Annotated in this window: 10 protein-coding genes; 4 read left to right on the top strand and 6 right to left on the bottom strand. The window is 66.2% G+C overall.

Translation table 11 applies throughout. The features are described from left to right. Positions 1-378: 378 nt before the first annotated feature. Complete coding sequence (locus ACESL5_RS06965) at positions 379-1,647, bottom strand: Npt1/Npt2 family nucleotide transporter (RefSeq protein ID WP_372592054.1); 1,269 nt, start codon at positions 1,645-1,647, stop codon at positions 379-381. Positions 1,648-1,735: 88 nt separating this feature from the next. Between ACESL5_RS06965 and ACESL5_RS06960 the strand changes: the two genes are divergently transcribed. Beyond that, entirely contained in the window at positions 1,736-2,629 is an 894-nt protein-coding gene (locus ACESL5_RS06960) for a serine hydrolase (protein ID WP_372592053.1), read from the top strand. Positions 2,630-2,819: 190 nt separating this feature from the next. Here the strand turns inward: ACESL5_RS06960 and ACESL5_RS06955 are convergent, their stop codons facing one another. The 5 genes from ACESL5_RS06955 to ACESL5_RS06935 all read right to left on the bottom strand — a co-directional run bounded on the left by ACESL5_RS06955 (position 2,820) and on the right by ACESL5_RS06935 (position 10,616). Next, positions 2,820-4,103 (bottom strand): hypothetical protein, encoded by a 1,284-nt coding sequence (locus ACESL5_RS06955; RefSeq protein ID WP_372592052.1) that lies wholly within the window; start codon positions 4,101-4,103, stop codon positions 2,820-2,822. A 37-nt stretch (positions 4,104-4,140) separates the two neighbouring features. Beyond that, on the bottom strand, positions 4,141-7,110 hold the full coding sequence (locus ACESL5_RS06950) for a PEP/pyruvate-binding domain-containing protein (protein WP_372592051.1): 2,970 nt from the start codon (positions 7,108-7,110) through the stop codon (positions 4,141-4,143). Between the two features lie 163 nt (positions 7,111-7,273). Beyond that, on the bottom strand, positions 7,274-7,828 hold the full coding sequence (locus tag ACESL5_RS06945) for a PAS domain-containing protein (RefSeq protein WP_372592050.1): 555 nt from the start codon (positions 7,826-7,828) through the stop codon (positions 7,274-7,276). 342 nt (positions 7,829-8,170) lie between these two features. Then, positions 8,171-8,977, bottom strand: coding sequence for a dienelactone hydrolase family protein (locus ACESL5_RS06940; protein WP_372592049.1), 807 nt, complete (start codon positions 8,975-8,977; stop codon positions 8,171-8,173). Between the two features lie 73 nt (positions 8,978-9,050). Continuing rightward, a complete protein-coding gene (locus ACESL5_RS06935) occupies positions 9,051-10,616 on the bottom strand; it encodes a BCCT family transporter (RefSeq protein WP_372592048.1) in 1,566 nt (521 codons plus the stop codon). Between the two features lie 382 nt (positions 10,617-10,998). Here ACESL5_RS06935 and alaC point away from each other — a divergent pair, with 382 nt between their 5' ends. The 3 genes from alaC to ACESL5_RS06920 all read left to right on the top strand — a co-directional run. Further along, positions 10,999-12,207: an alanine transaminase gene (gene alaC / locus ACESL5_RS06930; protein WP_372592047.1), complete on the top strand. Its 1,209-nt coding sequence runs from the start codon at positions 10,999-11,001 to the stop codon at positions 12,205-12,207. Positions 12,208-12,236: 29 nt separating this feature from the next. Beyond that, on the top strand, positions 12,237-13,550 hold the full coding sequence (locus ACESL5_RS06925; RefSeq protein WP_372592062.1) for a homoserine dehydrogenase: 1,314 nt from the start codon (positions 12,237-12,239) through the stop codon (positions 13,548-13,550). Positions 13,551-13,552: 2 nt separating this feature from the next. Then, the coding region (locus ACESL5_RS06920; protein ID WP_372592046.1) for an exonuclease domain-containing protein at positions 13,553-14,645 on the top strand (1,093 nt) is incomplete at its 3' end.

Here is a 14,645-nt window from a genome sequence, read left to right as displayed (position 1 = left end):
GAGCTGACCAGCGCCTTCAAGGGATTCGCCAACCAGTTCGGCGATAGCGGGCGAAGCGAGTAATCCGGTCGCGGCCGTGGACTGTACGTACCCCGTCGATCCGCGTTCCCCTCGGTGGAACGGCGTGGGTAACGGCTATCACCATGTACAGCCTCGACCGCCCGGCCTGCCTCACGGCAGCATTTTTCCGGCGCCAACGACTTCCCTGTTCGACGAGCGGCTGTACTGCCCGACCGTCACCCGGTAGTGACGTTGCTCTAGGGGCGAGATCGGCGCCTGATTGAAGCCTTTCCCATAGTTGCCCGGCCCCGGCTGACCGAACTTCGTCACGCTGCCGCCGTGATGGCAGAGCGGTCCTTCCTCTTCGAATGCGCCCGTTCAGTTCCAGACCTTGCTGCTCTCGGCACGGCTCAGGATGTCGCGGTAGCGGATGCCCAGCCGGGTGAGGGTGAGCATCCAGATCAGGCAGAAGCCGATGACCACCCAGCTGAGGTGGACGGTTTCCAGTTGCCAGGGCAGCCACTGGGTGAGCAGCAGGATGAGCAGGGAGCCGGCGACCTTGAACAGGCGGTAGCCGAACATGTCGATCCAGGCCTTGGCGCGGAACATCAGCAGCGGTTGGATGGGGACGTACAGCAGCTCCTTGGAGGCGCGGTTGATGGAGTAGGACAGGCCGCGGTCGGCGATCTTGAGGAAGGCGCCGGCCATCAGCGTGGTCTGCGACATGAACCAGAGGCTGCCGATCGTCACGGCGATCGGTTGGGCGAACAGCCCGGCGAGCACACCCAGCCAGCGGTGCACCAGCGGGGTGATCGCGAGGTTGATGACGATGGCCACGGCGCTCATGACGCTGAAGAAGGCCCCAAGCCAGGCGGTGCGCTCGTCCCGGCCCTCGATGGTCGCCTCGAGGGTCTTCATGAACTGGTACTCGATGATCGGCTCGGCGATCTGGGCGAGCAGCAGGATGGCGGCGATCAGCATCAGGTAGCGGTGGTGCAGCAGGCTGCGCCAGTTGCCGTCGCTGGACGCGTCGTGGTTGGAAATGCCGGCCTTCTCCTCGTACAGCCCCAGCCGGCCCATGAGCAGGGTGAGCAGCATCAGCAGGCCGATGATGGCCGCCGCGACCAGCAGCAGGTCCATGGTCTGAAGCCCGAACTGGCGGATGAACAGGCTTGAGGCGATGCCGCCCACCACGCCACCGACCAGCCCGCCGGTGGCGATCAGGCCGTACCAGCGCTTGCCGGCGTGGGTGCTGAAGATGGTGTTGGTCAGGCTCCAGAACTGCTCGACCAGGATCACGCTGGTCATGTCGACGAAGATGTAGAAGGCGAAGGCCTGGGCCAGTCCGCTGTCGCTGACCATCGGATAGAAGACCACCAGCAGGGCGATCACGAGCGAACAGGTGCCCAGCACCACGTGGAAACGGGAGTAGTACGCGATCAGCCGGTGGTAGACGCCGATGGTCAGGCCGAGCGCCACCGCGGTGGCGATCCAGACGTAGGGCAGCAGGTCGGCTCCCAGCGAACTGATGAAGATCGAGCGACTCGCCGGCTTGAGGTGATAGACGGCGGCGATGATCAGAAAGAAGTTCGTGAACAGCAGCACGCCGCGCATCAGATTGGGATGTTGCTGGGCGAGCCTCTTCATGGGCGGTTGTTTCTCAAGCTTGTATCCTCATGACTTTACGGCATTAATAGGGTATCGTGCCGAAATCATTAGTGTATGGGGGTGCTCCATGATCCGGAGACTTTTGATTGCCGCCGCTCTCGCGACGGGCCTGTCTGCCACCGCGAATGCGGCCTTGCCGGCGGATGCCGACACCCTGCGAAACGCCAACGACCCGGATCTGCAGGCCAGCCTGGAGGCTCGTCTAGGCGAGTTGTCCCTCGACTCTCGCGTCGCGGCCGGGCAGTTGTCGGTGGCCCTGGTTGACGTGACCGACCCGGAGCGCCCGCGATTCGCGCATGTCAACGGCGACGAGATGCTCTACGCGGCCAGTCTGCCCAAGATCGCGATCCTGTTCGCGGCCTTTCAGCGCATCGACGAGGGCAAGCTGGTGCTGGACGAGGAGACGCGTGACCTGATGACGCGCATGATCCGTCAGTCCTCCAACTCGGCGGCCACCGAGATGATCCACCGCGTCGGTCGCGATTACATCAATGACCTGCTCCGATCCCCGGAGTATCGCCTCTATGACGAAGAGCTCAACGGCGGGTTGTGGGTCGGCAAGGAATACGGCCGCGGCTCCGCCTACATGCGCGACCCGCTACACAACCTCTCTCATGGTGCGACCGCCTTCCAGGTGGCCCGGTTCTACTACCTGCTCGAGACAGGGCAACTGGTCTCCCCGGAACTGTCGCGCGAGATGAAGGCCATCCTCGGCGATCCGGCGATCAGTCACAAGTTTGTCGGCGGTCTGCTTGCGGCCGTTCCCGGTGCCTCGATCTACCGCAAGTCGGGTACGTGGCGGGACTGGCATGCCGACAGTGCCATCATCGAGCACGATGGGCACACCTACATCGCCGTAGCCCTGGCGCAGAATCCGCGTGGTGGTGAGTGGATGGAGCAACTCATCGTGGAGCTTGACGGCATCATCATGGAAACGCCCGTCAGGACCGCCGGGCTCTGATCGGTATCGGAATGGCCTGATATCCGTTCGGCCGGGATTTCCCGTTTCCAACGCGCATTGGCCAGCCTCCATCTGGAGTGGCCGCTGACGCGGCCTTCGCGAGCAGGGCTCGCTCTGGGCATGTTTTCCCGCAAGGGGGCTTGCTCCGGGTCGCAGGACCGCTTTCAGGCGCGAGTCGCGGGAAAACTCGTCATTGGTGCCTCGCCTGCATGATCCGGTGCAGCCGGGTGGCAAAGGTCTGGTGGGCGACGGCCGAGTTGACGTTAAGAACGTTGGAGGTCAGCGTCACCAGGTAGACCAGTTCCGGGTCCCCCGCGGGCCATTCCACGATGGCCACCGAGTTCATCAGGTTGTAGACGTTGCCGCGGTACTTGCCGCAGTTCGGGTTCTTCTCCCGGTCGCACTTGTAGAGCGAGCCGGACTTGAAGAACACGGCCGCCTCGTTGAGTGCCGGGGACGAGGCGTAGCGGATGCGCCGCTGGGTCATGTAGAGCAGCCGTTTGAGTTCGCGGCTCGACCAGTTGTCCACCAGTTCCCCCTTCTCCATCTTCACCAGCAGGCGCATCAGTTCCCGGGTGCTGCCGATGCTGTTGGTGCCGCCTACGCGGCGCTTGCCCTCGCTGGTGAAGAACGATCCCTGTCGTAGTTTCTCCGGGTCGAGTCCATTACGCTCCAGCGGTGTCAGCAGGCTGTCGACGAGCAGGTCGCTGCGTTCCTGCCAAGGCATGTCACGGAACAGTTCCTGTTCCCTCTCGGGAGATACCGGGTAGTCCTCGCCGAAATGGCGGATCAGTATCAGCTCCTTCATCACGGCGCTGGCCGCGGCGTTCGAACTGGCCGAGAGTGCCCAGTCGAACCAGGTCCAGAGATTGGCAGAGTCACCCACCCGCAGCGGACGACGCACAAAGCGCTGCTCCTCTGGTCGCCAGAACGGTACCGTGTGGCTGTCCCACTGAATGAACTCGTCGGCGGTGACCTGGGTCTCGCGCAGCAGGCGCTGGCGGGCCTCGATGTCGTCGGGGTGGAGGTCGGCGATGGCCTGAAGCAGGGCCGTGGCCAGCATCACCTTGCCGACACTGCCGGGATTGCGCCGTGCCGTGCCGTTGTGGTCGGCGTAGACCGGGTTGGCCGGGTCGCTGATGTCGAGCACGCTGACGCTGTAGTTCGGAGCCTCGGCGCCCAGCAGGTCGACGATACGGCGTGTCAGTTCGCGGTCGACCGGCGGGAGTTCGAAATCCGGCCGGTCGGCCAGTCGCAGGTGGATCTGCTCTCGGCCGAGCAGGGCGCCGGGAGGCACGCGGTTGCCGGCAATCTGGCCCTCGTTGGCCAGCCGGTAGCCTTCCAGGCGCTCGATGCCGGTCTCCTCGGCCGCGTCCAGCGGGTAGCCGGCAGCCGTGGTCGCGGTCAGGGCGAGCAGGCCGCCGGCGATCAGGGGCGTGATTCGGGAAGGGAGAAAGCGCTTTAGTCGTTGCATGCCCCGAGCATAGGTCATTGAGGGCGCTCTGAACGGATCACTCGGCCGGGCGGGGTGGGCGGTCGGGGTTGATCACCCCGTCGGCCCGCGATTTCCCCTCCCGGTCGAGTTCAGCAAGGTGCAGGTTGCGTCGGGCCTGGCGGTTCTCGACCAGGGGACGGATCTGGAACAGCGCCAGTCGGCCGTCGACGAAGCCGAATTCGATGTCCACCGGGGGTGGCGTGCCGTTGTCGGCGACCAGCGGGAAGCGTGCTTCGACGTCGTTTGCCAGTCGGCGGAGCTGGTCGATCTCGGATGGAGTGAGCAGTTCCTCCGGAGCGGAGGCCGGTACGCGGCGCATGCCCCCGTCCGGCGCCGGTTCGGTTCGGGTGGGGGCGGTGGCCTGGGCGAGCAGGTGGATCTTGCCGCTGCGCCGGTGCACGCGCAGTTCCTCGGCGCTCTGCCCGTCGACTACGCCACCGACCCCTTCGTTCGCGGCGATGGTCAGCCAGTCGCGATCACCGGTTTCCATGTCGGTGGTGACCAGTACGCCGGATTTTTCCGCGGGGACGGTCTGCTGCAGCAGCACGGCCGGGTAGACGTGCTCGGGGTCGGGCATGTGTGCCTGACGCCAGGCGTGGGCACGCTCGGTAAAGGGCGAGGCCCAGACCGTGCGTATCGCATCCACGATGGACTCGAAGCCCACCACGTTGGCGACCGTGCGATTGAGTCCGGCCCCGGTGAAACCGGGCAGGTCCTCGACGTTGGTGTCGCTGCGCACGAACACCCCGGGTGTGTGGCTGCTGCCGAACCGTTCTTCCAGCGCGCTTCGCAGTTGTGCCCGGAAGGCCTGGCCCGGGCTGGTGGTCGTGATCCATTCGCGCAGGCGGCCGAGCATCTCTCGTGTCTCTTCGCGTCGGCGTTCGCTGTCCTCGATGGTAGCCAGCCGGTCGTATTCCCCGCGCATCCAGTCAAAGACGGCCGGCCCGCCGGCCTCGATGGGACGGTCGAGCAACTCGCGGAACACGCCGAAGGGCACGACCATCCCGGGGCTGACCCGCTCGGGGTAGAAGTGCGCCAGTTCGCCGAGGTTGGCCGCCTTCGGGCCGACCCGACGGCCGGAGTCGCTGGCCCGCAGCCCGGCCAGCGGCAGCATCTCGGTCGTGTCGAGGTCGAGCTTGTCGAGATCCGGGCGGATGACGACGTCCTCGCCGCGGGGCTCGGCCCCGAAGACCTTGTCCCACTCGGGGCCATCGGCGGCGAGCTGCACGCGACCGCGGGGCGTGACCGCCAGCACGACACGCTCGCCCAGGTGGGTGTCGAGTCGCGGCATCAACGCATCGTCGACCACCACGTTGGGAATGCCGAGATTCCGGGCCAGCAGTTGCACGTGCGAGAGCGAGCTGCCCTCGCCACGAGTGAGGATGCCTGCGACGGGCGGCAGATCGGGAGTCGTCGAGGCCATCAGGTAGATGCCGTCCTCGCGGAAATCGCCCGGGTCATCGGGCGCCTCGAGCAGCACGCCTCGCCGCAGGCCGGGATTGAGGGCACGCAGGCCGGCCGCGGTTTCCTCGCCGAACAGCTCGTGCCGGATGCCAAGCCGGGCGTTGGCGTCCTCGAGCAGTGTGTCTAGCACGCGCGTGTAGGGCAGGAGCGGGCTGTCTCGGAGTCGGTCGGGAATGTAGTGGGTGGCCAGATTTGTGATGATGGACCAGCGCTCGACGGTGGGATCGAAGTGGTATCCCATCGAGCGCTGGGCCCACTGCGAGACCCTCGACAGGTAGCGGAGTTCGGCGGTCCAGGTGTCGGTGCGGGGTTCGTCCGCGTTGACGAGACCGTCGATGCGGCGGGTCACCTGTTCCTGCTGGCGCGCGGAGAGAAACCCGCTGCCGTGGAGCACCGCGGCGAGATCGGCCAGCCAGACGAGCTGGCGGCGCCGGTCGGCTTCCTTGCTCGCCTCTGCCAGCCGGCTAGCCACGGCATAGGCTTCCTGCTCCAGCGCCAATCCTGCCTGCAGGAGGCGCAGCCGGTCGGCCGGGTGGAGCCGATCCTGATCCTCGTCGAGCACCCGTTCACGCCAGGCCGTTGCGTATTCGGCGGTCAGCTCCAGCCGGGTGTCGAGGTCCCGCGCCCGGTCGAGGCGTTCGGCCGCCTCGCGCAGGATCGGTTCGAGCGGCCGGCCGCGGCTCTCGTCGGCCAGTCTCTCGAGTCGCCGGATCGCGGTCTGCGGTTCGTAGAGGACATCGAGCTCGTCGGCCAGTTGCCGATAGCTGTCCGCCAGTTCAACCTCGCCTCGGTCGCGGGCGTACCGGCGAACCCGCTGGGCGTCGCCGGCGTCCGGCATGCCATGGATCTTGACGCGGAGGTCCTGGAAGCCGGGGTCCTCTTCGGCGATCCGGGTGGAAAGCTCCCGCACCCGGGTGGCGGCCGGCTCGTCACCGTTGACCGGCAGCAGGCGGACGGCCTCGCGTAGCAGAAGGTAGCGCTCGCTGCGGAGCCAGTCCGGGTCGTTCACCATGGCAAGCAGGATTTCGCGGGCCTTGCGCTGCTCGTCCTCGATCTGGATTGCACCGCGGTAGTAGCGGGCCTTTCGGAAGATCCAGCCGTCATCGAAACGGATCAGGAAGCGTTCGAGCAGAACCTGGCGCAGTTCGTCCAGGTGAGGGTCGTCACCGACATGGTCCGTCGCGTCCAGGTCGGCCAGCAGCGTGGCGATCAAAAAGCCCTGCTCACGTATCGCCACCGTCCGGTCGCTCCATTCGCCATGTTGTACCCCGCCGCCATGTGGGCGGCAGGCGTACGGCTCGGGAGGGAGGATCGTGCCGTCCTCGCAGAACCAGCGGATGCGCTTGAACGGTCCGCGCGGTGCGTCCTTCATGTCGTCGACCCATGCCCGCATCTGTGCCGGATCGGGGGGCGAGGGAGCGATGGAGTCGGCGTGCACGCCGTGGACGGTCAGCAGAAGGCCGATCGTGACGGCGGCGAGGAACCGCCGCGTGCCGCGGCCTTGGGAAAGCAGCCAGCTCACCGTCGGCCGTCGGCAGTGGCTGGAGCGGATTGCGCAGCAGATTCGGGGCACCGGTGACAACTCGATCGTTCGGGGTTGGTGGCAGCAGGGAAGCCCTTGCTGTCTACCCCGATGGTAGTTCACCGGCGCCGTCGACAGGGCGGTGATTGCGCCCGCTGGCCGGTCAGGCGCGTGAGGAAAGGACCAGCTGTTGCAGGTTGTTGTAGCCGCGGGAGCGAACGAACCGGTTGAGGATCTGGTAGGCCGGCTCGAAACGACGCGCATCGGCGTAGCCCGCCTTGTTCTCGGCGGCGCGCATGTCGGTGAACAGCGCTTCCCACTCGGGGACCAGGTCCGTCCGCGGCAGGAAACGGGCCGAGGTGTAGCCCACCCGCTTGCCCGCCTGCATGATGGGCGCGGCACGCATCATCACCCAGTAATGGTCGCCGTTCTTGCAGCGGTTCTTGACCAGGCTGAAGAACTCCCGTCCGGCCTCGATCTCGCCCCACATGAGGTGATAGACCGTGTCGGGGACGTCGGGGTGGCGAAGGATGTTCTGCGGTTGGCCGATCAGCTCGTCGCGGGTGAAGCCGGAGATCTCGGCCAGGGATTGGCTGGCATGGGTGATCACACCGTCGAGGTCGGTCTTGGACTGCAGGGCGCGACGTCCCCCCACTTCCACGTTGCGGTTGGTGACCTGCCGGATGTCGACCGGCGGCTGGAAGCCCATTGTCAGCATGTTTGCTCCTTGTCGTCCTGTTCTCTCGCCACGAACCTCCCGATGAGGGTGTCGTCCGGGCCCTGATTAACGAAATGCAAAAAAAAGTTAAAACGGTACTGCCCGGATCAACCGCTGATGACCCGGTGATACGGCACTGCTGCGCGATCTCGGTACATTGCGGGATCCAGACGATACCCGGCCCGACTTGATACCGTTATATACGGGATAACAGATCAAGTCGGGCCGGATTCGGCGCATGGTGGCTAATCGATTTTCTTTATCCTACCAGAGCCCCGAGGGGCAGGCGAGTGGAGTCGCAGGCCCCCGGTCGGGATTGCGAGGGATGGAGACAGGTAGGTGTCAGAAGGCCTCGTCGAGCAACTCGGTGAATGCCGTCCAGGATTGTTCGTCGGCACGTTCCTGGTAGGCCCCGGTGCCGAACACCGTGAAGGCATGCGGGGCACCGGAGTAGACCTCGATGGTGTAGGTCGCTCCCACATCCTCGAGTTCGCCTGACAGCGTGGCGACGTCGTTCATCGAGATCATCGAGTCGGCCCCGCCATGCGCGATCAGGATCGGCGCGCCGGGATCCGACCAGCTCTGTCCCTCGGGCGTACCCAGTCCGCCGTGGAAGGTGGCGAAGCCCGCTGCCTGGTCGACCAGCCCGTTGCGAGCGGCTTCCAGCACCACCGCGCCGCCGAAGCAGTACCCCATCACGACGGTCTCCTCGGCCACGCCCTGCTCGCGGGCGAACTCGAGGCCGGCGCGCGTGAGCGACTGCATGCGCTCGCGATCCTTGTACAGGCGCTCGGTCTCGGCCTTCTTGGCGCCGGTTTCCTGCGGGCGGTTGCCCTCGCCATACAAGTCGACGGCAAAGGCATCGAAGCCCATCGCCGCGATCATGTCGGCGCGCTGGCGCTCGTAATCGTCGATGCCATCCCAGTCGTGGATGACCAGCACCGTGCCGCGCGACTCGCCGTCGGCCGGCGACAGGTAGCCCTCGAAGGGCTCACCGTCGACCTGGTAGCCGATGTCCTCGCCGCTAGGCGCCCAATTGTCGCCGTGGTTGTCGGCCAGGGTGGGGGTCTGGAAGGCCAGTCCGGCGGCCAGCATCGTCGCGGGCAGCACGGTGGTCGGCAGCCGCATCGTGGGGGTTCCGGTTTTCATGATCATTGGCTCCTGCTGAGGTTCCCAAAGGCAACGGCAGGGAGTATAGGCAGGCCGATTGCCCAACGCCGGTTCAGTCCTCTCGGAGCAGCCCCTGCGCGCGCGCCATGGCGTAGGCCGTCTTCGGCCCGGTCCAGAGCGAGGGCAGCAGGATCAGCGACACCGGAATGGCGGTGATGACGATGAACTGCTGCAGGACGCTGATCTGGCCGGAGCCCATGTAGAGGAGCATGGCGGCCATCACGGCCATCACGCCGCCCCAGAAGGCGCGGATGAGCGGGTGGGGCGCATCGTGACCCGAGCCGACCATGGCGATGGAATAGCTCATGGAATCCCCGGTGGTGGCGACGAAGATCAGCGTGAGCAGCATGATCGCCGCGGCCATCCAGGTGCCGCCCGGCAGGGCCTGGGCGACGGTGAGTGTCGCCACGTCGAACTGGAAGTTGTTCAGCGGTTCGGTCAGGTCGAAGACGTCGTTGAGCTGGTAGTAGATGCCCGAGCCGCCCAGCAGCGTGAACCAGATGGTGGTCGCGATGGGCGCCATCACGGCGACCGCGAGGATCATCTGGCGGATGGTGCGCCCGCGCGAGATCCGCGCGACGAACACCGCCATCAGCGGCGCATAGCCGATGAACCAGGCGAAGAAGAACACCGTCCACCACTGCATCCACCAGCCCGGCGCGGTTTCGGCGGTCATGGTCGCCATGGTGAAGAACGACGAGACGTAGGTGCCCATGCCCTGCACGTAGGCGTTGGCCAGGAACAGGGTCGGGCCGAAGACGAAGATCACCGCGCCGATCGCGATCGCCAGCAGCACGTTGAAGCGGCTGAGCAACTGGATGCCGCGATGCACGCCGGTCACCGCCGAGGAGATGTAGATCAGGCCCAAAAAGGCGAGGATGCCCAGCTGGGTGGCGAAGGTTTCCGGCAGACCGAACAGCTCGGACAGGCCGAAGCTCAATTGCGTGGCGAGAAAGCCGATCGGCCCGACCGTGCCGGCGACCACCGCGATCACGCAGAACGAATCGACCACGCCGCCGAACCAGCCGCGCATGATGCGCTCGCCGAACACCGGGTAGAGCAGGGTGCGTGGGCGCAGCGGCTGGCCCTTGATGTAGTGCGCGTAGGCCAGCACCACGGCCGTCAGGGAACCCAGCACCGCCCAGGCGAGAAAGCCCCAGTGCATGAACGATTGCGCCAGGGCGCCGGCGACCGCCTCACTCGTCCCGGCCTCGGTGTCGAAGGCCGGCGGGGTGACCAGGAAGTGGTACACCGGTTCGCCGGCCGCGAAGAACACGCCGCCACCGGCCAGCAGGGTGCACATGATGATCGAGAGCCACTTGAACGTGCTCATCTCGGGCGTTTCGAGATCACCGACCCGGGCCTTGGCGGCCGGCGACAGGGCCACCCCGATGCCGATAAAGAAGGTCAGCAGCAGGAAGATCTGGAAATAGGAGCCCAGTACGCGTGCGGTCCAGGCAAAGCCGGTGCCGATGCCGTCGGCTACCCGGTCCATGTCCCACAGGGACAGGCCGATGAAGGCCAGTACGAAGCCGATGGTCAGGATCAGGACCAGCGGGTCGCCGAAACGGGCGAGCCCAGTCTCGGGCGATTGGCGGGAGGACGACGGTTGGCTCATTGGGAAGTCCCTCGTGGTGACGGACTTCCCGCGGGGCGGGTCATCCGTGACCGGGTGATCTCAGGTGGATTTCCGGAACGATAGCATGCGCTCGCGCGGAGGCCGGGTGGGCCGTTTCTGTCGTCAATTCGAGGGGCGTAGAAGGATGGCGTTGACCGCTTCGACGAATCGGAGATTAAAGGGACCGGCACGGGTCGTTTCGGGCGGTGCCACATGCCGTGTCCAAGGGCTTCCCGCGTGGAATTTTGCCCATTTGCCGATTGACAGGATGGGCCCCGCTCCTTACTGTTCGTAGTCTTTGCCCGCTCTCGGCCCGCGTTCCGCGTCGTCAGCCGAAAACAGCGGTCCTTGGTCCCATTTTCACGCAAGCGCCAGAATCCAAGTGAACGAACATTTCGCCCGCATCAAGCGACTGCCTCCCTACGTCTTCAACATCATTGGGGAACTCAAGGCGAAGGCGCGTGCCGCCGGCGAGGACATCGTCGACTTCGGCATGGGCAACCCCGACCAGCCGACCCCGCCGCACATCGTCGAGAAGATGGTCGAGGCCGCCCGCCGTGGCGATACGCATCGCTACTCGCAGTCCAAGGGGATTCCGCGGCTCCGCCGGGCGATCGCCAACTGGTACGAGCGTCGCTACGACGTCGAGATCGATCCCGACTCCGAGGCCATCGTCACCATCGGTTCCAAGGAGGGCTTGGGTCACCTGGCCATGGCGACCATGTCGGCGGGGGATACCGTGCTGGTACCCAACCCCGCCTATCCGATCCATCCCTACGGCTCGGTGATCGCGGACGCCGACATCCGCCACGTGCGCCTGACGCCGGACGTCGACTTCTTCGAGGAACTCACCCGGGCGATCAAGGAGACGTGGCCCAAGCCGAAGATGCTGATCCTCAACTTCCCGGCGAACCCGACCACGCAGTGCGTGGAACTGGAGTTCTTCGAGAAGGTGGTCGACATCTGCCGCGAGGCGGGCATCTGGGTGGTGCACGACCTGGCCTACGCCGACATCGTGTTCGACGGCTACAAGGCGCCCTCGATCATGCAGGTGCCGGGAGCCAAGGACGTGGCGGTGGAATTCTTCACCCTGTCGAAGAGCTACAACATGCCCGGTTGGCGTGTGGGCTTCATGGTGGGCAACCCGACGCTGGTCGGCGCACTGGCGCGCATCAAGTCGTACTTCGACTACGGCACCTTCACGCCGATCCAGGTCGCCTCGATCCTCGCGCTCGAGGGTGACCAGACCTGCGTGGACGACATCTGCGACATGTATCGTCGCCGGCGCGACGTGCTCTGCGAGGGGCTGAACGCGGCCGGTTGGCCGGTCGAGCCGCCGAAGGCGACCATGTTCGTCTGGGCGAAGATACCCGAGGCGTTCGCCCACATGGGGTCGCTGGAGTTCACCAAGCTGCTCCTCGCCGAGGCCAAGGTGGCCGTCTCGCCGGGCATCGGCTTCGGCGATTACGGTGACGATCACGTGCGTTTCTCCCTGATCGAGAACGAGCATCGCACCCGGCAGGCGATCCGCGGCATCAAGGCGATGTTCCGTGCCCACAACGTTCCCGTTCCGTCGGAGGGAGGACAATGAGCCAGAACAGGACACAGGAAAACGAGGCGCTGCCGCCGGTTCGCGTCGGCCTGCTGGGTCTGGGCACCGTCGGCGGCGGCGTGGTCAACGTGCTGCTGCGCAACGCGGACGAGATCGCGCGACGTGCCGGGCGGCGCATCGAGGTGCTGCATGCCTCGGCGCGCAATCTCGATGCCCCGCGCATCTGCCCGCTCGAGGGCATCCTGCTCACCACGGATCCGATGGAAGTCGTGGAAAATCCGGACGTCGACGTGGTGGTGGAGCTGATGGGCGGCATGAAGCCCGCCGGCGACCTGATCCGTCGCGCGCTCGAACTGGGCAAGCCGGTGGTCACCGCCAACAAGGCGCTGATCGCCCATGAGGGTATGGAGCTGTTCGAGCTCGCCCAGAAGCATCGCACCATGGTCGCCTTCGAGGCGGCGGTGGCCGGCGGCATCCCGATCATCAAGGCGATCCGCGAAGGTCTGGCGGGCAACCGCATCGAGTGGCTGGCCGGCATCATCAACGGCACCGGTAACTACATCCTTACCGCGATGCGCGACGAGGGCCGGGCCTTCGCCGAGGTGCTCGCCGAGGCCCAGTACCTGGGCTACGCCGAGGCCGACCCCACCTTCGACGTCGAGGGGATCGACGCGGCACACAAGCTGACCATCCTCGCCGCGATCGCCTTCGGCATGCCGCTCAAGTTCGACGAGGTCTACACCGAAGGCATCTCGGGCATCGAGACCGATGACGTGCGGTATGCCGGCGAGTTCGGCTACCAGGTCAAGCACCTGGGGATCGCGCGCCAGCGCGACGACGGCGTCGAGTTGCGCGTGCATCCGACCCTGATCCCCGAGCGTCGCCTGCTGGCAAACGTCGATGGCGTGCAGAACGCCGTGCTGGTATGGGGCGACTCGGTCGGCCCGACCCTTTACTATGGTGCCGGCGCGGGGGCCGAACCCACGGCCTCCGCGGTGGTCGCCGATCTCGTCGACGTGGTGCGCACGCTTACGGCCGACCCGATGCACCGTGTGCCGCATCTTGCCGTGGTGCCGGACCAGATCAGCGACATGCCTGTCGTGCCGATGGCCTCGATCGCCACCGCCTACTACCTGCGCTTTGCCGTCGAGGACAAGCGCGGGGTGCTGGCGCGCATCGCCCAGATCCTCGCCGACCACGAGATCTCCATCGAGGCGATGATGCAGAAGGAGATGACCGAGGACGAGCGCACGTTGCCGATCGTGATGCTGACCCACCAGGTGCGCGAGAAGGACATGGACGATGCGCTCGCCGAGATCGAGGCACTGGATACCGTCCGGGCCCCGGTCGTGCGCATGCGGGTGGAGACGCTCGACGCCTGACGGTGACGAACCTTATCCAGTCCGGTGAGCGGATCGAGGCGTTGGCATCGCTGCCAGCGCCTTTCGACCGTCTGGCCTTCGTCGACGTCGAGACCACCGGCACGCGGCCGACGCGTGACCGGATCACCGAGGTCGCGGTCATCCCCGTCGATAACGGCGTGGTGGGCGAGCCGTTCCAGAGCCTGCTCGACCCGGGGGTGGCGATTCCACCGACCATCACCCGCCTGACCGGCATCAGCGACGACATGGTCGTGGGTGCACCGGTATTCGCCCGGCTGGCCGACGAGGTGCGCGAGCTGTTCGACGGGCGCCTGCTGGTGGCCCACAACGCCCGCTTCGATGCGGGCTTTCTGCGCAATGCCTTTCGTGCCGCCGGTCAGGTGGTCACGCTGCGCGAACTGTGCACGGTCAAGCTCTCGCGTCGCCTCGACCGGGGCGAGCGCCGCCACAACCTCGATTCGCTGATCACCCGGCACGCCTTGCCCGTGGGCGACCGTCACCGGGCGATGGGCGATTGCCAGGCCCTGCCGGCCTTGCTTGCCCGCTTTGTCGAGCGCGACGGCCTAGAGGTCGTGCTCGACGCGCTCGACCGCCAGATCAAGCGGGCAAGCACCCCGCCCAATCTCGACCCCACCCGCCTCGACGAGGTGCCCGCCGTCCCGGGCGTCTATCGCTTTTTCGGCGAGCAGGGGGCGCTGCTCTACGTCGGCAAGAGTGTCAACCTGCGTTCGCGGGTGCGCTCGCACTTTGCCGACGACCACCGCAGCGACCGCGAAATGCGCATCGCCCAGCAGACGCATGACATCGACTGGATCGAGACGGCCGGAGAGATCGGGGCGCTGCTCACCGAGGCCCGGTTGGTCAAGCGCGAACAGCCGATCTTCAATCGCCGCTTGCGCGCGCAGCGCGGCCTGCTCGCCTGGTACTGGGACGACGAGTCGCCTGAGCCCCCGGCGCTGGTGCGGATCGATGAACTGGCCCCTTCGGATCTGGGACGCGCACACGGGGTCTTCCGCTCACGGATGAAGGCCAGCGAACGCCTCAGGGAACTGGCCAAGGAACACGGGCTCTGCCCGCAATACCTCGGGCTGGAGA

Source organism: Guyparkeria sp. (assembly GCF_041687595.1).
Lineage (GTDB): Bacteria > Pseudomonadota > Gammaproteobacteria > Halothiobacillales > Halothiobacillaceae > Guyparkeria.
This window is presented reverse-complemented; position numbering and strand designations above follow the sequence as displayed.